Annotated in this window: 15 protein-coding genes, 1 tRNA gene and 1 pseudogene; 12 read left to right on the top strand and 5 right to left on the bottom strand. The window is 60.7% G+C overall.

Annotated elements, in window-relative coordinates:
* The 8 genes and pseudogenes from LVY65_RS12910 to LVY65_RS12875 all read left to right on the top strand — a co-directional run.
* A pseudogene (locus LVY65_RS12910) lies at positions 1-451 on the top strand (TonB-dependent receptor domain-containing protein); the annotation flags it as partial.
* Positions 452-565: 114 nt separating this feature from the next.
* The gene (locus tag LVY65_RS12905) at positions 566-2,614 is read left to right on the top strand and encodes a tetratricopeptide repeat-containing sulfotransferase family protein (protein ID WP_235068658.1); all 2,049 of its coding nucleotides are present in this window, start codon (positions 566-568) and stop codon (positions 2,612-2,614) included.
* A 121-nt stretch (positions 2,615-2,735) separates the two neighbouring features.
* Positions 2,736-3,887 (top strand): aspartyl/asparaginyl beta-hydroxylase domain-containing protein, encoded by a 1,152-nt coding sequence (locus LVY65_RS12900; protein ID WP_235068657.1) that lies wholly within the window; start codon positions 2,736-2,738, stop codon positions 3,885-3,887.
* The gene (locus tag LVY65_RS13405; protein WP_235068656.1) at positions 3,884-5,395 is read left to right on the top strand and encodes a putative 2OG-Fe(II) oxygenase; all 1,512 of its coding nucleotides are present in this window, start codon (positions 3,884-3,886) and stop codon (positions 5,393-5,395) included. The genes LVY65_RS12900 and LVY65_RS13405 overlap by 4 nt, the downstream gene beginning before the upstream one ends.
* Before the next feature lie 85 nt (positions 5,396-5,480).
* Positions 5,481-5,726 carry a hypothetical protein gene (locus LVY65_RS12890; protein WP_235068655.1) on the top strand — a complete coding sequence of 82 codons (246 nt, stop codon included), beginning with the start codon at positions 5,481-5,483 and terminating at the stop codon, positions 5,724-5,726.
* A gap of 65 nt (positions 5,727-5,791) precedes the next feature.
* Positions 5,792-6,808 carry a hypothetical protein gene (locus tag LVY65_RS12885; RefSeq protein ID WP_235068654.1) on the top strand — a complete coding sequence of 339 codons (1,017 nt, stop codon included), beginning with the start codon at positions 5,792-5,794 and terminating at the stop codon, positions 6,806-6,808.
* Positions 6,809-7,471: a Fe2+-dependent dioxygenase gene (locus LVY65_RS12880; protein ID WP_235068653.1), complete on the top strand. Its 663-nt coding sequence runs from the start codon at positions 6,809-6,811 to the stop codon at positions 7,469-7,471.
* A 9-nt stretch (positions 7,472-7,480) separates the two neighbouring features.
* Complete coding sequence (locus tag LVY65_RS12875; RefSeq protein WP_235068652.1) at positions 7,481-8,665, top strand: aspartyl/asparaginyl beta-hydroxylase domain-containing protein; 1,185 nt, start codon at positions 7,481-7,483, stop codon at positions 8,663-8,665.
* Between the two features lie 429 nt (positions 8,666-9,094).
* Here the strand turns inward: LVY65_RS12875 and clpB are convergent, their stop codons facing one another.
* Together clpB and LVY65_RS12865 are read right to left on the bottom strand one after the other, a co-directional pair.
* Positions 9,095-11,674: an ATP-dependent chaperone ClpB gene (clpB, locus tag LVY65_RS12870; RefSeq protein ID WP_235068651.1), complete on the bottom strand. Its 2,580-nt coding sequence runs from the start codon at positions 11,672-11,674 to the stop codon at positions 9,095-9,097.
* Positions 11,675-11,727: 53 nt separating this feature from the next.
* The gene (locus tag LVY65_RS12865) at positions 11,728-12,459 is read right to left on the bottom strand and encodes a D-Ala-D-Ala carboxypeptidase family metallohydrolase (protein WP_235068650.1); all 732 of its coding nucleotides are present in this window, start codon (positions 12,457-12,459) and stop codon (positions 11,728-11,730) included.
* A 59-nt stretch (positions 12,460-12,518) separates the two neighbouring features.
* On the opposite strand from LVY65_RS12865, the gene LVY65_RS12860 reads away from it, so the two are divergent.
* The 3 genes from LVY65_RS12860 (at position 12,519) to LVY65_RS12850 (ending at position 14,336) form a co-directional block, all read left to right on the top strand.
* Positions 12,519-12,839, top strand: a complete 321-nt coding sequence (locus LVY65_RS12860) for a polyhydroxyalkanoic acid system family protein (RefSeq protein ID WP_235068649.1) — start codon at positions 12,519-12,521, stop codon at positions 12,837-12,839.
* Between the two features lie 30 nt (positions 12,840-12,869).
* Entirely contained in the window at positions 12,870-14,180 is a 1,311-nt protein-coding gene (locus LVY65_RS12855) for an FAD-dependent oxidoreductase (protein WP_235068648.1), read from the top strand.
* Positions 14,181-14,259: 79 nt separating this feature from the next.
* Positions 14,260-14,336, top strand: a tRNA-Pro gene (locus tag LVY65_RS12850).
* A 52-nt stretch (positions 14,337-14,388) separates the two neighbouring features.
* On the opposite strand, the gene LVY65_RS12845 is transcribed toward LVY65_RS12850, so the two are convergent.
* Positions 14,389-15,096 (bottom strand): type 1 glutamine amidotransferase domain-containing protein, encoded by a 708-nt coding sequence (locus tag LVY65_RS12845; protein ID WP_235068647.1) that lies wholly within the window; start codon positions 15,094-15,096, stop codon positions 14,389-14,391.
* A gap of 109 nt (positions 15,097-15,205) precedes the next feature.
* Here LVY65_RS12845 and LVY65_RS12840 point away from each other — a divergent pair, with 109 nt between their 5' ends.
* A complete protein-coding gene (locus LVY65_RS12840; RefSeq protein WP_235068646.1) occupies positions 15,206-15,928 on the top strand; it encodes a hotdog fold domain-containing protein in 723 nt (240 codons plus the stop codon).
* Here the strand turns inward: LVY65_RS12840 and LVY65_RS12835 are convergent.
* Together LVY65_RS12835 and maiA are read right to left on the bottom strand one after the other, a co-directional pair.
* Positions 15,925-16,668 (bottom strand): class II aldolase/adducin family protein, encoded by a 744-nt coding sequence (locus LVY65_RS12835; RefSeq protein ID WP_235068680.1) that lies wholly within the window; start codon positions 16,666-16,668, stop codon positions 15,925-15,927. The two genes, LVY65_RS12840 and LVY65_RS12835, sit on opposite strands and share 4 nt — an antisense overlap.
* 73 nt (positions 16,669-16,741) lie before the next feature.
* Positions 16,742-17,377 (bottom strand): maleylacetoacetate isomerase, encoded by a 636-nt coding sequence (maiA, locus tag LVY65_RS12830; protein ID WP_235068645.1) that lies wholly within the window; start codon positions 17,375-17,377, stop codon positions 16,742-16,744.
* Positions 17,378-17,426 lie beyond the last annotated feature (49 nt).

Genomic DNA, 17,426 nt, shown 5'->3' with positions numbered 1-17,426 from the left:
CTGCGCCGGTCTCTACGGTTCGGTCTGCTCGGGCGCGGCGGTTGCCAGTGGCGCACCGATGCCGAAGTGGCGCAGCAAGTCACGCTGGACGCTGACCATGCCAAGCGGCGTCGCCGTCTCGCTGGGCTGGCGCCACGTCGGCAAGGTCAAGGCGGAAACCCTCGACAGCGCCGGGACGCTGCAGGGCGAATTCCCGCTCGATCCGGGCCTGCACATCAAAGCGCAGAACTACTTCGACCTGGCCACCACCTATACGTTCGGCGACCACTACAACTTCCGCCTGGGCGTCAACAACATCCTGGATAACGACCCGCCGCTGGTCACCGGGGGAAGCGCCGTCCTTGGCGGCTCCAACCTCTGCCCGGCAGGGCCGTGCAACGGCAATACCTATCCGGGTACCTGGGATGCGCTCGGCCGATACATCTACGCCGGCGTAACCCTCGACTTCTAAAAAAAGTCGAACAGGTCTGAAATCGGGGCGGTGGATCTTCGGATCCGCCGCCCTTTTTTCATTGTGGTCCAAGCAGCTACTAGTCCTTTGACGCGATTTCGCTAGGAAGGCGAAATGACAACGACCTCTACTCTCGACGTTCAAACGACCGATGCCATTCGCCAAGCCCTGGGCGCCGCCAGCCGTGGGATGCACACCGAGGCGTGCCAGATTGGTGAGCGCGCACTCGCCGCCGGCGGTGACATAGCGGCACTCAATGCGATGCTTGGGATGCTGTATACCAGGACTGGCAACCTGGATCGTGCGGTCCAGCACCTCGGTGCGGCGCATCGTGAGCGCCCGAAAGACCCTGTCGTTGCCAACAACCTTGTCGATGTCCTTGTTCAGCTCGACCGGAAACGCGAGGCGCTCGAAATTCTGACGGATGAATTGATTGCCGCTGATAGGGGCAACCAGCTTCTCAAAATCCGCGGATTCCTTGCGCAAATGCTTGATGAATTCGATCTTGCGATCCGCAGCTACGAACAAGTTGTGGCCAAGGAGCCTGAAGACTGCGAGAGCTGGAACAATCTCGGCAACGCTCGTCGGGGCCTGGAGGATTTTGAGGGAAGCGTAGAAGCTTTACGTCGGGCGACAGACCTGGCGCCTGACTCAGATGCAATTCGTTTGAATTTCGCTACCGCACTCATTCAGGCCGGCGACTGGGACGAGGCAGAAGTCCAGTTGCGGCGCATGGCTGCCGACTTCCCGGACGACCCCAATCCGCTGCGCGAACTCCATTCGCTTTTGAAGCAAGAGGGTCGGGATAACGAAGCGCTTGAAGCCGTTGAGGCGGCGATCGAGCGAGCGCCCGAGGATATCGGCCTTTTGCTCGGGCTAGCTAGCCACCTGTCCTACATGCTCAATTCGGTAGCTGCGGAAGCCGCTTACCGGCGCGTGCTGAAACTAGATCCGGACAATGCGCTTGCTTATCTCGGCCTTGCCGTCTGCTTCGATCTTACCAACCGCACGGAAGAGCTTGCCGCCCTTGTTCCTCAGGCAGAGGAGCAAGGGGTTGGTTCAAATGCCCTGAATTTCATCCGTGCGTACGACCATCGGCGAGCAAAGCGTTTTGCCGAAGGCTTGGCCGCAATGGAGCAGGTGCCTAGCGACCTCGAAACCGCTCGCCGATCTCATCTCATGGGCCAGCTTCTTGAGGGCGTCGGACGATACGATGAGGCCTTCGAGTCCTACACCCAGATGAACGAACTGATGATCAATGACGCGCCACGACCTAGAGAGCGTGCGGCTGCCTATCGCAACCTGTTGCAGGTGCGCCGCGAGGCAATGACGCAAGAATGGGTGGACCGCTGGAAGCCAGAGGCAAAAAAGGATCCCCGGCCTGCGCCCGTTTTCCTGCTCGGCTTCCCGCGCTCAGGGACAACGTTGCTCGATACCATGCTAATGGGTCATCCATCGATCGAAGTGCTTGAGGAGGAGCCGACGCTCCACAAGGCATTCGAACTCTTTTCCAATTATGAAGATATTCCGGTCGCAACCGATGAGCAGATACAGGCGGCGCGTGATGCCTATTTCGAAACTGCCGCTGCGCGCACCCCTCTTAAGCCGGGCAATTTGCTCGTGGACAAAAACCCTTTGGCCACGAACGCAATCCCCTTCATCCGGAGGCTATTTCCTGACGCGCGGATCATTCTCGCCTTGCGCCACCCATGCGATGTGCTGCTGAGCTGCTACGTCACCAATTTCAGGCTGAATGATGGAATGGCGAATTTCGTTCAGCTCGATACGGCTGCGGAACTGTACGATCTCACCTTCAGCTATTTTGAGCGCGTGCAAGAGTTGATGCCAACCCCCACCCATGTCGTGTCCTACGAAAATGTGGTCGCGGACCAACATCGCGAACTGCGCGCATTGTTCGATTTCCTCGAACTCGATTGGCACGACGCAGTCCTTGACCACCAATCGACCGCGCGCGGGCGCGGGAGAATCAAGACCGCCAGCTATGCCCAAGTGGTCGAGCCGATCTACAAGCGATCCTCTGGCCGCTGGCAGAATTATCGAAAGCATCTCGAGCCCATTTTCCCGGTGATCGGACCGTGGGTCGAGAAGTTCGGATATTCGCTTGACGAACCGGCGTCGAACGCCGCCGACAAGGGCCAATAATTGGCGCGCCCGCCGGCCATGTCTCTGGCAATCCGTCGAGCGTACTCGGCTGAGCAATTTGAATCGATATTGCCGGTGCTTTCTCGCTCGGCCGAGAAATTCGGCTATAGGATCTGACCGGATGGACGTTGCCGAACTGGCTGCCGAGGCTGAGAAGGCAATTGCCTCAGGCGACTTGCACCGCGCGATTACATTTTTCCACCGCGCTGCGGAGTTACAGCCAGACGACCCTGCATTGTGGATGAAGGTCGCGGCCATGCAACGCGGCACTGGCAATCTCCGCGCCGCACTCGATTCTATTCATCGTTCGCTCGCTTTGGCACCGCTGGATTTTACCGCGTTGATGATGCGCGCAAGCCTCTTGCAGCGACTTGGCGACTCGGAGGCAGGAGAGGCCTGGGGCAACGCCCTGGCCCAGAAGCCCGATTCCGACCTGCCGCCACAGCTCCAATCGGTTATCGGCCAAGCCGAAAAGTTCCATGCCGACTGGGTCGATCAGCGCGAAGCGAGAATGAAGGAGCGGATGGCAGCTGCCGAAGAGCGGGCCGACCCGGAAGAGCAATCTCATATCGAGCGGTTCAGGTCCAACGTGCTCCGCCGCACTCGCCCGTATCATAGTAAACCGACGCATTTTCATTTTCCCGCACTTCCGGAGCGGGAATTCCACCCACGGCGGCTCTTTCCCTGGCTTGAGGAGCTGGAAGCCGCGACGGACCAAATCGCCGTCGAATGCGAAGCGGTAATGGGAGCTGAGCGGGCAGAATTGGTGCCATATGTTCAGTATGAAGACCATCTGCCAATGGATCAGTGGCGGCCTTTGAACCGAAACCCGGACTGGACCGCAATTCACCTGCTTGAGAAGGGGGCGCGGGTAGAAGCCAACGCACGCCATTGCCCGAAAACGATGGCGCTGCTCGATCGGTTGCCGCAGCCTAAGGTGTCCGGCGCTTCGCCCAATGCAATGTTTTCGTTACTCGCACCCAAAACCGCGATCCCGCCGCATGTGGGGGTCAATAATACCCGGCTAGTTTGCCACCTGCCGATTATCGTTCCGGATGGTTGCTGGTTCCGGGTTGGCGCCGAGACCCGTCATTGGCAGCGCGGTGAAGCTTTCGTGTTCGACGACACGATCGAGCATGAGGCGCTTAATCCCAGCGACCAGTTGCGAGTGGTATTCATCTTCGACGTCTGGGCGCCGGAACTGACCGAGGTGGAGCGAGAGGCGGTCGCTGCCCTTATCGGTTCGTCGGAAGGCGGGGCAGGAGGATTGTGACCTTCGCTTCGATGCTTGCCGCAATCAACTCGGGTCGAGATGATCCGACGACCCTTGCCGAGCTTGCCGAACTTGCTTTGGACGAGGGCAGGGAATCGGCGGCACTGGCAGTTATCCTGCCTGCCGCGCAACGGTTCAGTGATCCCCGCTTATGGCAATGGAGTGGCCTGCTGCAGCGCGGACTGGATGAGCATGAGCAAGCATTGGAGTCATTTGCCGAGGCAGCGCGGCTGTCCCCATCTGACGTCAGCATTGCGCATGGCCATGCCCGCGTGGCGATGGAGGCCGGGTTAGATGCGGTAGATCTGTATGAGCGTGCTTGTTCACTTGCACCTCGGAACGGCGCACTCATTATCGGCCTCGCTGCGGCAAGAGCTGCAATTGGCAAGGGCGACATTGGAGTCGCCGGGCTTGAAGCCGCAGTTGAAAGCTCACCGATGTGGCTGGCCGGGCATGAGCAGCTTGCCCAACTATTGGCGACGTTGGGTCGTGCCAATGAAGCGACAGTTTCGCTTGAGCGGGCGATTGTGAAGTTCCCGAATGCGGTGCCGCTGTGGGAGGCGCTACTGCACGTTCAGTTGCGACGCGGATCTTATGCATCGCTCAAGGCCATCGTCGAACGCGCGGAAGCGACCAACGTCAGCTCGCCGGAGTTTGCCATTTACAAGGGTATCCACGCTGCAGAATTCGATAAGGAAATCTATCCATCGGCCCTGTTTGACGGGGCGCCCGCAACAGCCGATGAACCGCTCGGGAAGTGGCGTATTCGTCACCTGCTGCGCGTCGGAGCGGTCGACGCCGTCCTTCCATTCATCGACCGCGAGCTGAGGCGAGATCAGGCCGCCGACATGTGGGCCTATGCGAGTACTGCGTGGCGCCTGGCGGGCGACCCGCGCTCAGAATGGCTGGACGGTGACCCACGCATAGTGAGCGTGGCCAACATCACCCAATCGCTCCCGCCGCTCGAGGAGGTCGCTTCCACATTGCGATCGCTGCATGTCGCCAGGGGCGAATATCTGGACCAATCGGTGCGCGGCGGTACCCAGACCGACGGGCCATTGTTCAGCCGGATCGATCCCATCATTCGGAAGCTGAGGAAGGCCATCGTGGCGGCGGTGGAAGGCCATGTTGCCCAACTGCCGCCACCAGACCCAAACCATCCCATGCTGCGCCATCGCCGCGACCGCCTGGTACGTTTCTCGGGAAGCTGGTCGGTAAGGCTCAGGTCGGGCGGTCGCCACTCGAACCACGTCCATCCCCAAGGATGGATTAGCTCGGCACTATACGTTGCGCTGCCACCGAGAGCTCCAGATGAACAGTCGGATTCTGGCTGGCTCACGTTGGGGGAGCCGGATGACTTGCTCGGCGTTGACCTGCCTCCTTGGAGGAAGATCGAACCAAAGGCCGGTCAACTGGTACTGTTCCCCTCGTGGATGTGGCACGGGACCGTGCCTTTTTCCGAGGGAGAGCGGTTAACCGTGGCCTTCGATGTCGCGCCACCACGATAGGCGTCAATACCGTTCGTCGATTCGACATTGACTCCAGCCGCCAGCCCGCCTTTTTACTGCATCAATATTTGCTATGAGGTTGACCATGCGAATTGCTGTTGTGGTTTTCGCCGCGCTGGCGTTGGTTCCGGCAGTCGCCGCGGCCGAGGTTAAGAAGACGGACAATAAGGATCCCAACCGGATCATCTGTGAGAAGCAGGAGGTGGTCGGGTCGAGGCTTGCCACCAAGAAAATCTGCATGACCGCGGCCGAATGGGACGACCGGAAGCGTGAGGACCGGGAAGCAATCGATAAGGGCCAGCGGCAGGCGAGGGGCCCAAGCGGCAGCTAACGGAACTCCCTTTCTTCAACTTCTAAGCTTTGCCGCAAACAAGCCCATCCGCTAGTGCCGGGCGGATGGATATCCAGCCGTTGCCCGATCGTTGGACTGATGACGCAGGCTGGCTGGCGCAAGCGATCGATCCGAATAGTCGCCTGATACGCCTTGTCCAAATGAATGAGGCAGCCTATCGCGCCGCCAGTTTTCTTGACGATCGCATGATGCAGCCGGGCATTGAATCCCGGATCTGCGCCCTAAATGAAGCACTAAGCGTGGCTGCGAAATTGCCGCGCGACGATGCCCGTTGGATTTTCCACATTGGGCACGTCGGTTCGACACTCATTGCGCGATTGCTGGGCGAGCTTGATAGCGTGCTTTCAGTCCGTGAGCCGCGCTCACTGCGCGATCTCTCAGCCGCCGGATTCGAAGAGCGGGCAGAGCTAGGCGCGGCCTTGGGGCGCCTATTTGCTCGAACCTTTGCGGCGGAACAGTTCGCCCTGGTGAAGGCGACCAGCTTTGTTTCCGAAATGGCCCAGTTGCTGGTTGCGCCTGGGGCCTCGGCGCTGCTGCTCTATGCGACCCCTGCCAACTATATTGCCTCGATTTTGGCTGGAGAGAATTCGGTCAAGGAATTGGCCGCCCTTGATTCAACCCGCCGTGAGCGACTTCGAAGCCGGAGTATCGAGCTAACCGATTTCGATTGCAGCAACGCACATCGCGCAGCCTTGGCGTGGGCTTGCGAAATGACCTCATTGGAGTCGTCTGCCGAAAACTTGGCCGACCGACGGATATTTTGGGCTGATTTCGATCGGATGCTGGATGACATGCCGGGTTGGATTGGCCGATGCGCCGCCGAATTTGGCTTTGCGGTTTCGCCGGGGCGAATTGAGGAAATAGTCGCAGGCCCCTTGATGCGCCGTTATTCAAAGGCGCTGGAATATGATTATAGTCCGTCGCTACGGGCCGAATTGCTGGCTGATGCCACGAGGCGGCACGGGCGGGACATCGATGCAGCGATCGCGGCGCTTTCCAGTGCGGCGGAGTCGTTGCCGCTGCTAGCGCGGGCGCTTAACCGCGCCGAACGGGAGTCTTGAATGTATCGCATTCTGCAACTGCTGAACTCTGCCGAGGTCGCCGAATGCCGGCGGATTGCAGCCAATACGCAGTTTATCGACGGACGGGCGACCAATCCGCATAACAAGGCGAAGAATAACCAGCAGCTCCACGACCCGGCGGCAAGCCAGGCCAGTGCGCAGATAATGCTCAAGGCATTTGGCCAGAGCGAGGAGTTTCGGGAGTTCGCATTCCCCGACAAGATTGCTCCACCGTTACTCACCAAATATCAGCCGGGCCAATATTATGGCGCACATGCCGACGCGGCCTTTATCAACCTCGGCAGCCACATCATCCGCAGCGACCTGAGTTGCACAATCTTTCTCAATGACCCCGAAAGCTATGAGGGCGGAGCTTTGCTAATTCGTCTCGGCGATGGGGCCTTGAGTTTCAAACTGAGACCGGGCGAGGCTGTCATCTACCCCTCTGACACCTTCCATCAGGTAGAGAAGGTGACGAGCGGCGAGCGGCTGGTTGCGATTACCTTCATTCAAAGCAGGATCCCCGATCCGTTCCGCCGCAACCTTCTGTTCGACCTGAATGAAGTCGCGGCCCTGGAAGGCTTGAACATGCGGCCGGAAAATTTCGCCCGCCTCCAGCTCGTCCAGTCCAATCTGCTTCGTTACTGGGGCGACAAGCCTTAAGGGCGGGAAATGGCGACTGACCCAAACCTGCCGTATGAGCTCAACGAATTTGGCTTGGCGGCGCTCGAAGCAGGCAAATCGGACGAAGCGATCCAGCATTTCCGAGCGGCGGCTGAAGCAGATCCGTCGTTAGCCACATTATGGATGAACTTGGCCAAGGCGCATCGCCTGTTAGGGGACGATGATGCCGAGCGCGCCGCGCTTGAGCAGGCGCTGGCGATCGATCAATTCCATCTAATGGCCCTAATCCGACTTGCCGAACTCCATGAGCGGCGCGGCGAAAATGGATCGGCGACTGACCGATGGGCCATCTTCCTGGGCCTTTGCGCTCAAAATTCCAATCCCACGCCGGAACTGGCCGCGATGATCGCGCACGCACGGCAATTTGTTGAGCAGCGCCGACATGCATTGGCAGCAGCAGTGGACAGCGGCCTGGCAGCTGCCCTCGGAGCAGCCAGCGAACGTGACCGCCGCCGGGCATCTGCCGCTGCGGACCACATGCTGGGCAGGCGCCGATTGTTCACCAACCAGTGTCATGGCTTCCATTATCCGTTCCTCCCGGCCGATGAGTTTTTCGACCGCGAACATTTCCCCTGGTTGGCCAGACTTGAGGCTGCCACCGACGTTATTCGCGAAGAGCTGGAGGCGATCCTGGCAAGACCGGATGCCGGCTTCTCGCCATATATCGACATGCCATCCGGAACGCCGCGCAATCTATGGAGCGAGCTCGATCATTCGCTCGATTGGGGTGCATTGCACTTTTGGCGCGACGGCGAGCGGATCGATGCCGTGTGCAAGCGCGCGCCACGAACGGCGGAACTGGTTGAGTCACTGCCGCTGGCGCGCATTCCCGGGCGAGCGCCCGCCGTCTTCTTTTCGATTCTAAAGGCTGGCAAAACCATCCCACCGCACACCGGCGTCACCAATATCCGAACGATCGTCCACTTGCCGCTGATTGTGCCGGAGGACTGCGTCTTTCGCGTCGGCGGCGAGACGCGGCAATGGCGGGAGGGCGAAGCCTTCGCCTTCGACGACACGATCGAGCATGAGGCCTGGAATCGAAGCAAGCGAGATCGGGCAGTTCTGATACTCGACTGCTGGAATCCGTATCTCAGCGAAGACGAGCAAGCGATGATCCTTCGACTGTTCGAAATCTCCTCCGCCCAGCGCCCCGACAAGCCAGTTCGCGACTGACCGATCATCAATCGTTCGTCGAAAATGCCTCGCAAATGACGGCCAAGTCATGCAGGCTTATTCAATAAAAGCGAAGGAGTCCGGCCATGGATTCACGAGTAGCTTTGGCTCTACTTATCACGTCCAGCTTTGCGCTAGCTCCCGCCCCAATCCTGGCGGAACAAGCTCAGTCGCCCAAGGACCCAAATGAACGGATTTGCGAAAAGCAGGCCGTGATCGGGAGCCGTCTCGCGACGCGGAAAGTTTGCGCCACGCGGGCAGAATGGGAGGAGAAGCGCCGGCTGGACAAGGAGACAATCGATGGCGCCCAGAGGGCCGCGAACGGGCCCTGCCAGACGGTAAATACGCATTCGGGGGCGGCGGCCTGCTAGGTGCGGCGGCCAGGCCAGTGAAATGCCTGACTCCACAGCCAACGAGCCCAACTGCCTATTAGCCTGCGGTCAGAGATAGTTTCCCGTCACCCTCATCGACATTTACCTCCATCCCGTCATGGATCCGGCCGGCCAGGATTTCCTCGGCCAGCGGGTCCTGCACATATTTCTGCACGGCTCGCTTGAGCGGGCGCGCGCCATAGACCGGGTCATAACCGACCCGGCCAAGCCAGGTTCGCGCAGCATCGGTCAGCTTGAGCCGGATCTTGCGGTCTTCGAGAAGCTTTTGCAGCCGCTCGATCTGGATATCGACGATCGGTCCCATATGCTTGTGGGCGAGTCGGTGGAACAGGATGATTTCGTCCAGGCGGTTGAGGAACTCGGGCCGGAAATGGGCGCGGACGACCTCCATCACCTGTGGCTCGACCTTCTCGACATCCTCATCTTCCCCGACCGAGGCAAGAAACTGGCTGCCAAGGTTCGAGGTGAGAATGATGATCGTATTGGTGAAGTCGACCGTGCGGCCCTGTCCGTCAGTCAGGCGTCCATCGTCCAAAACCTGCAGTAGGATGTTGAAGACGTCGCTGTGCGCCTTCTCCACCTCGTCGAACAGTACGACCTGATATGGCCGACGCCTGACCGCCTCAGTTAGTACGCCGCCCTCTTCATATCCGACATAGCCCGGCGGAGCGCCGATCATTCGCGCGACGGCATGCTTCTCCATGAACTCCGACATATCGATGCGAACCATCGCGTGCGGATCATCGAAAAGGAATTCGGCCAATGCCTTGGTGAGCTCGGTCTTGCCGACGCCGGTTGGACCGAGGAACAGGAACGAGCCTAGCGGCCGGTTTGGATCCTGCAGGCCGGCGCGGGCACGGCGGACGGCGGTCGACACGGCCTTGACCGCCTCTTGCTGACCAATGACTCGCTTTCCGAGCTGATCCTCCATGTGGAGGAGCTTCTCGCGCTCCCCTTCCATCATTCGCTCGACCGGGACGCCCGTCCAGCGGCTGACTACCGCCGCGATGTCCTGGTCAGTGACTTCCTCGCGCAACATTGCGCCCTTCGACGCGGTCGCCGCCTCGGCAAGTTGCTTCTCCAGTTCCGGGATGCGACCGTATTGAAGCTCCCCGGCCTTGGCGAGGTCGCCGTTGCGCTGCGCCTGCTCCAGCTCGATACGGGCCTGGTCGAGTTGCTCCTTGATCTTCGCCTCTCCGGCGATCTTTTCCTTCTCTGCCTGCCAGCGCTGGGTGAGTTCGGCGGATTGCTGCTCGAGATTGGCGAGTTCCTGTTCGAGCGTGGCCAATCTCTCCTTCGAGGCTGCGTCGCTTTCCTTCTTTAGCGCTTCGCGCTCGATCTTGAGCTGGATGATCCGTCGATCAAGGTTTTCAATTTCCTCGGGCTTCGATTCGACTTCCATACGAAGCCGGGAAGCGGCCTCGTCCATCAGGTCGATTGCCTTGTCGGGCAGGAATCGGTCGGAGATGTAGCGATTGCTCAAAGTCGCGGCGGCGACGATTGCGCCGTCGGTTATCCTGACGCCGTGATGAAGCTCATATTTCTCCTTGAGCCCCCGCAGGATCGAGATGGTGTCCTCGACCGTCGGTTCGCCGACGAAAACCGGCTGGAAGCGCCGCTCCAGGGCCGCGTCCTTCTCGACATGCTTGCGATATTCATCAAGCGTGGTCGCGCCGATGCAGTGGAGTTCTCCGCGTGCCAGCGAGGGCTTGATCAGGTTGGACGCGTCCATCGCGCCCTCGGATTTTCCGGCCCCGACCAGCGTGTGCATCTCGTCAATGAACAGGATGATCTCGCCTGCGGCCTGCTTGACCTCGTCAAGCACGCCCTTCAGCCTCTCCTCGAACTCACCGCGATATTTTGCGCCGGCGATAAGCGAGCCCATGTCGAGGCTCAGCAGGCGGCGATCCTTGAGCCCGTCGGGCACGTCGCCGTTCGCAATTCGTAGCGCCAAACCCTCGACGATCGCTGTCTTGCCGACCCCCGGCTCGCCGATCAGCACCGGATTGTTCTTAGTCCGGCGCGCGAGCACCTGGATGGTGCGGCGAATTTCCTCATCGCGGCCGATAACAGGATCGAGCTTGCCCTCGCGCGCCGCGTCGGTGAGGTCGCGGGCATATTTCTTGAGTGCGTCGTATCGATCCTCGGCGCCTTGCGTGTCGGCACTGCGCCCGCCACGCAACTTGTCGATTGCGGCGTTGAGGTTCTGCGGCGTGAGGCCGGCCTTGGCCAGCGCGGCACCCACGTCCGTGCCCTTGGCCAGCGCCATCGCCAGCAGGATGCGCTCTACCGTTACATAGCTGTCTCCGGCTTTGGTCGCGATCTCCTGTGCCTGGTCGAGCAGGCGGATAAGGTCCCCGTCGATGCCCGGTGCCTGGGTCGCGCCGCTGCCCGTTACCGCCGGCTGCTTGTCGACCAGCGAGTCGATCTCGCGCCTTGCTGTGGAGCCATTTCCGCCGGCTGCGTTGATCAGGCCGACCGCCATGCCCTGCTCGTCGTCAAGCAGCGCCTTGGCGTAGTGGGCTGGCGTAATTCGTTGGTGATGCTCGCGCACTGCGATGGTCTGGGCCGCTTGCAGGAAGCCGCGAGCGCGGTCGGTTAGTTTCTCTAGGTCCATGACTACCCCTCGGTTTCCCGACCATGTGGTGTGTTAACTCTGCAACACAAGCCCTATGGCCGCGGGGCCAGTGGATCGGAGGTTGCGGGCGCTGTCAGGACCGTCGGCGGAACGGCCGGGTCAACGAAAGGTGCGGGTCCTTCAGCCAGCACCGCTGCGCAGCCGAATCCGCCTCGCGCCCCGCTCGTTCCCCATTCCCGATATTTCTTGTTATCGATGTGGAAGCGAATGCCCTTGTAGAAGCCGAGTCCCGTATAAAATCGCTCTCCACTTGATCGATGGATGCGGCAAAGCTCCGTCATCAGGGCCTCGCGGCTGATAGGTCGTAGCGGAACCATGTCGACCGCTCCCATGAGCAGGTGGGTGCTCTCCTGGGCGCCCTTGGCGCATGTATTGAGCGCGGCGTTTCGATAGACTGAAACCGCCTCGACCGGTCCGATCCGCGGCACGATATAGGTACCGACATAGCGCAGCGCCGCAACGATGTTGGGCCATGCATTGCTTGGCGGAACCTCGAACGGCTGGGCGCCGCATTTTTGCCAGTCAGTGGCGGTCCTGAGAAGCTGCCAGGTCGGCACCACGCCGCCTACGCCATAGGTCACCAGATAATTGTGGAAAGCCTTCACATAGACTGGCCGCCAGCTGGCCTGCGCGATCCACGCGCGATAGCCGGGCTCATCTTGCCCGGCGGTCACATATTCTGCCGCCGGGTTCCAATAAGGTGCCTGGGCGGACGCGGGCATCGCCGAGAGCACCAGCAGGGCAATGATGAGCTGGCGGATCATTTCCCATCAAAACGCGCGGGCGATTGAAATGCAACGACAACCGCCTCATCTCTCCGTCCATGGAGCGACCGATCGACGTTGACTTGCCTCACAAGCTTGGCCGCGAGGAGGCGCGGCGGCGCATTGCGACCAATATGCACAAGCTCGAGGGGCATATTCCGGGCGGCGCAAGCCACGTCGATTCCCATTGGTCGGGGGATCGGCTGACGCTCAACGTTCGCGCCATGGGCCAGAGTGTCGAAGCGCTAATCGACGTCGACGAGACCAAGGTCCACTGTCGGATACAGCTGCCAGGAATGCTTGTGCTTTTTGCCGGGCCGATCGAGTCGATGTTGAAGCTTAAAGGCAGTGACTTGCTGCTTGAGGACAAGCGCGACTAGGCTCCGCGCGCAATATGCGGGGGAGTCGGCATGCGGCATTTCGCGGTAGTGGGGTCTGGGCCGGCTGGCTTCTATACGGCTGAGGCGCTGGTCAAAGCCTATGGCGACGCGGCGCAGGTCGACATCATCGATCGTTATCCGGTTCCTTATGGACTCATTCGGTTCGGAGTGGCGCCCGATCACCAGTCATTGAAGGCGGTGTCAAAGCGCTACGACAAGGTCATAGAGGAAGGACGGGTCCGCTTTGTTGGCGGGGTCACGGTTGGCCGCGACGTTTCGGTGGACGAACTACGCGGCCTCTATGATGCAGTAATCCTCGCCATTGGTGCTCCCATCGACCGCAAGCTTGGCATTCCAGGCGAGGAGCTGCCGGGCGTTGTGGGCTCCGCCGAGTTCGTCGGCTGGTATAATGGTCATCCGGATTTCGCCGACCTGGCTCCGACATTGGAAGGCGCCCATGCCGTGGTCGTGGGCAACGGCAATGTGGCGCTCGATTGCGCTCGAATATTGTCAAAATCCCGTCACGAATTCGAAGGCTCGGATATCGTCGGTCACGCGCTGGAGGCGCTTGAGAAGTCGTCAATTCGAACGGTAACAATTCTCGGCCGGCGTGGTCCGCATCAGATCGCGATGACGCCAAAGGAGCTTGGGGAGCTTGGCCATCTCGAAATCTCGTCGCCGGACGTGAGCGCAGACGATTTCCCGCCGCCCGAGTCCGATGAAGCGCAAGAGCCGGGCCATCGCAAATCGATCACCATTTTACGCGAATTTGCCGACCAAATGCCGGATCCGTCGAAACCTAGGCGGATCGTCTTCGATTTCTTCGCAAAGCCGGTGCGGATCGAAGGCGACGGCCACGCCGAAAGGCTGATCGTCGAGCGAACGATGCTTGACGAAACTGGCACCGCACAAGGCACCGGCGAAACCTATACCGTGCCCGCCAACCTCATCGTCACCTGTATCGGCTACCAGACTCCGCGCATCGAGGGGGTGCCCTATGACGAGCGTGGCGGGAAATTCGCCAACGATCATGGTAAGATTGCCGACCGTCTCTATGCGGTCGGCTGGGCGCGGCGCGGGCCGACCGGCACGATCGGCACCAACAGGCCGGACGGATATGAGGTTGCCGACCAGGTCGCGGCCGCCATGCCCCCTGGGTCGGAAGACGGCAAGGCGGGCGGGGCGCAGCTTGACGCCCTTCTGGCAGAGCGCGGCGTCCACGCGACAAATTATGACGACTGGCGCATGATCGAGGCAGCTGAGGCCGCCGCCGCAAGGCCCGGAAGTCCGCGCGAGAAGTTCGTCCGCGAATCCGATTGGCTAAAACTACTCGGCCATTGATGCGTTGGCTTGCGCATCGGGGACTCGCCCGCTAGGAGGCCCTCGCCCTGCACCGGACGCATGCGTCCGGGAGCCCGGTCGGGGAGTAGCTCAGCCTGGTAGAGCACTGTCTTCGGGAGGCAGGGGCCGGAGGTTCGAATCCTCTCTCCCCGACCATCATTCCATTCGCCCTGTCCCGGGGACAGGCCGAATGGGATGATCTTACTTACTAGGCTATTTCGCCCACAGATTCCCTGCGCTCCGCGAGCGCTTTCAGCAGCGCTTCGGCGGCCGGCTCGCTTGAAGCCGGATTTTGCCCGGTGATCAGCAACCCGTCGCGTACGATATAAGGCTCGAAATTGCCTGCGAGGCTGAAGTTGCCGCTAAGCTCTTTCAGCTTGTCTTCAAGCAGGAACGGAACAACGGTCGTCAGGCCGACCGCCGCCTCCTCGCTATTGGTAAAGCCGGTTACATTCCTGCCTCGGACCAACGGGGAACCGTCCTCGCTCATCACATCCTTGAGTACCGCGGGCGCGTGGCACACGAGCGCCACCGGCTTCCCAGAGCGAATGGTTTGCTCGATGATCGACCGGGATTTCGCGCTCTCCGCCAGATCCCAAAGCGGACCATGGCCGCCGGGATAGAAGACCGCATCGAATTCGGCAGGGTCGACCGCCTCGAGCTTCTCCGTTGCCGCCAGATGCGCCTGAGCTTCGGGATCAGACTTGAAACGCTTGGTGGCCTCGGTCTGGAATTCGGGGGAGTCGCTCTTCGGATCGAGCGGCGGCTGACCACCCTTGGGGCTCGCCAGCGCGATCTCATGCCCTGCGTCCTTCAGCACGAAATATGGAGCGGCAAACTCCTCTAGCCAAAAACCGGTCTTTTCTCCGGTGTTGCCGAGTTGGTCATGGCTGGTGAGGACCATCAATATCTTCATGGCGATCTCCATCGATCACCCCCGCCCAAGCCTCACTTAGGCATTTGTCGTGACGGTTTCGAGTCTCGTTGCATTGCCCTCCCATGTTAGCGGGCCTAGACTCGCAGGCATGACTGGCCAATCGGATGAAGTGCAAGTCCATCGGCGCTTTCGCGGCCCGCCAACTTCGGGCAATGGCGGCTATGTCGCAGGGCTGGCGGCCGAGTGGATCGAGGGGCCGGCGCAGGTTTCTTTGCTCGCCCCGATTCCATTGGAGGTGCCGCTGCATCGTCGTCGCGACGACGCCGAAGTAATGCTGTTTGACGCCCAAGCCAATTATGCCCGTGCCGCGCCGCTCGACGATCCGCTAAACTTCGAGGTGCCTGGGCCACCGACCGAGGACGAACTGGAAGCGGCGGCGATGAGTTTTCCCGGCCCGAGCGGTCATCCAATCCCCGGCTGCTTCGTTTGCGGCACCGAGCGCGGTCCGGGGGATGGTCTGTGTATCTTTGCCGGCGAAAGCCCGCATCGCGATGTGGCCGTCGCGGAATGGATTCCCGAGGCGGAATTGGCAGGCGAAGACGGTCATGTCGAGGAGCGCTACCTCTGGGCGGCCCTCGACTGCCCGAGCTACTTCGGTCTTTGTGAACCGCGTCCTTTGGCCTTGCTCGCGCAAATTGCGGCGCGGATCGAACGTCCAGTTACGCCGGGCGAGCGGCTGCGCATTACCGGTTGGGAGCGGAGCCGTGAGGGGCGCAAGCATCATGCCGCGACCGTAATCCATGACGAGGCAGGCGAGATCGTCGCGCTTTCCAAGGCGCTATGGGTGGAGATTAAGGAGCTGCCTGCCTAAGTGGCGAAGCTCGGGTCGAGGCGATAGGCCTTTCGCTTGAGCGCGGGCCAGGCAAGCAGGTTTGCCGCCATGGCCAACCCGGTTGCGCCCTGTTCCGCAGTGAGCTCTGCTGCTCCCTGCGGCGGTTTGCTAACCTTCTCGCCGGCAGTGAGTGCCATGACCTGCGCCTGACAGGCGCGCTCGAGGAAATAGAGCTTCACGAAGCATTCGCCGACATTCCTGCCGACCGCCAACGTCCCGTGGTTGCGCAGCAGCATCGCTCCCTTGTCGCCCAGGTCGGCAACGATCCGCTCGCGCTCGTCGAGGTCGACGGCCACGCCTTCATAATCATGGAAGGCAAGGTCGCCGCGGACCAGCATGGCGGTCTGGGTCAGCGGCATCAGCCCCTCTTCATTTGCACTTACGGCCTGGCCGGCCGGAGTATGAAGATGCATCACCGCATGTGCATCTTCACGCGCCATATGCACCGCCGAATGGATGGTGAAGCCTGCAGGGTTGGTGATGAAAGGCGTAGGCTCGACTGGATTGCCCTGCACGTCGACCTTGACCAGCGAGCTTGCCGTCACCTCTTCGAACATCAGCTGATAGGGATTGAGCAGGAAATGATGCTCGGGCCCCGGAATTCGGGCCGACAGATGGGTGAAGATGAGGTCATCCCAGCCATAATGAGCAACCATTCGATATGCGGCGGCGAGGTCGACCCGGATCGCCCATTCCTCGTCGCTGACCTTGCCCTTCATGCTGGGAATTTCGACCTCGGCCAAGGCACGCACCTCTTCCATCCCTCGATTGATGTTGTCGACGCGGTTCATGTCACTGCTCCTGGCGATCGGGGTGGGCGGCGGCAAAGGCCGCGTGAGCGCTGGCCGTTTCGTCGGCGCGGCGCAAGGTGGGATAATCGGTTAGGGGCACCGAAAAGCGCCGGGCATTGTACAGCTGCGGCACCAGGCAGATGTCGGCGATCGTCGGCGCGTCTCCGAACAGAAATGCGCCAGCATGCGGCCGCGCCATTTCCTCCAGCGCTGCCAGGCCTTCCGTGACCCAGTGGCGATACCATTCGTCCTTTGCCTCTTCGCTTATGCCCAACGGCCCCCGCAGATATTTAAGCACTCGAAGATTGTTCAGCGGGTGAATATCGCAGGCAACGGCCATGGCCAGAGCGCGGACATGGGCCGAATCCGCAAGGTCCGCAGGCATCAACGGCGGTTCGGGGAATTTCTGGTCGAGGTAAACAATGATCGCCAGGCTCTGGGTCAGCCGGTGGCCATCGATCTCCAGCATCGGCACCAGGCCTTGGGGGTTGAGCCGGCGAAAAGCCGAATCCTTTTGAGCGCCGGAGGCAAGATTGATCGACCGTTGCTCATATTCGACGCCCTTCAAATTGAGCGCGATTCGCACGCGGTAGGAAGCCGAAGAACGAAAATAGTCATAGAGGACGGCGTTGGCCATGGCGCGAACCTGCGCCTCCGCTGCGCCACTCGTCAATCAACATGCAATC

It is taken from the genome of Sphingomonas cremea (assembly GCF_021502585.1).
Taxonomy (GTDB): Bacteria; Pseudomonadota; Alphaproteobacteria; order Sphingomonadales; family Sphingomonadaceae; genus Sphingomicrobium; species Sphingomicrobium cremea.
The sequence above is the reverse complement of the archived record's forward strand: the minus strand, read 5'-3'. Positions and strand labels throughout refer to the sequence as shown.

Bases quoted from the DNA above. Each gene is read 5' to 3' on its own strand.
- maiA (WP_235068645.1), bottom strand. From the start codon at position 17,377: ATGGCCAACGCCGTCCTCTATGACTATTTTCGTTCTTCGGCTTCCTAC.
- LVY65_RS12890 (WP_235068655.1), top strand. From the start codon at position 5,481: ATGCGAATTGCTGTTGTGGTTTTCGCCGCGCTGGCGTTGGTTCCGGCA.
- clpB (WP_235068651.1), bottom strand. From the start codon at position 11,674: ATGGACCTAGAGAAACTAACCGACCGCGCTCGCGGCTTCCTGCAAGCG.
- LVY65_RS12855 (WP_235068648.1), top strand. From the start codon at position 12,870: ATGCGGCATTTCGCGGTAGTGGGGTCTGGGCCGGCTGGCTTCTATACG.
- LVY65_RS12840 (WP_235068646.1), top strand. From the start codon at position 15,206: ATGACTGGCCAATCGGATGAAGTGCAAGTCCATCGGCGCTTTCGCGGC.
- LVY65_RS12860 (WP_235068649.1), top strand. From the start codon at position 12,519: ATGGAGCGACCGATCGACGTTGACTTGCCTCACAAGCTTGGCCGCGAG.
- LVY65_RS12880 (WP_235068653.1), top strand. From the start codon at position 6,809: ATGTATCGCATTCTGCAACTGCTGAACTCTGCCGAGGTCGCCGAATGC.
- LVY65_RS12875 (WP_235068652.1), top strand. From the start codon at position 7,481: ATGGCGACTGACCCAAACCTGCCGTATGAGCTCAACGAATTTGGCTTG.
- LVY65_RS12900 (WP_235068657.1), top strand. From the start codon at position 2,736: ATGGACGTTGCCGAACTGGCTGCCGAGGCTGAGAAGGCAATTGCCTCA.
- LVY65_RS12905 (WP_235068658.1), top strand. From the start codon at position 566: ATGACAACGACCTCTACTCTCGACGTTCAAACGACCGATGCCATTCGC.
- LVY65_RS12835 (WP_235068680.1), bottom strand. From the start codon at position 16,668: ATGAAGGGCAAGGTCAGCGACGAGGAATGGGCGATCCGGGTCGACCTC.
- LVY65_RS12845 (WP_235068647.1), bottom strand. From the start codon at position 15,096: ATGAAGATATTGATGGTCCTCACCAGCCATGACCAACTCGGCAACACC.
- LVY65_RS12885 (WP_235068654.1), top strand. From the start codon at position 5,792: ATGGATATCCAGCCGTTGCCCGATCGTTGGACTGATGACGCAGGCTGG.
- LVY65_RS12865 (WP_235068650.1), bottom strand. From the start codon at position 12,459: ATGATCCGCCAGCTCATCATTGCCCTGCTGGTGCTCTCGGCGATGCCC.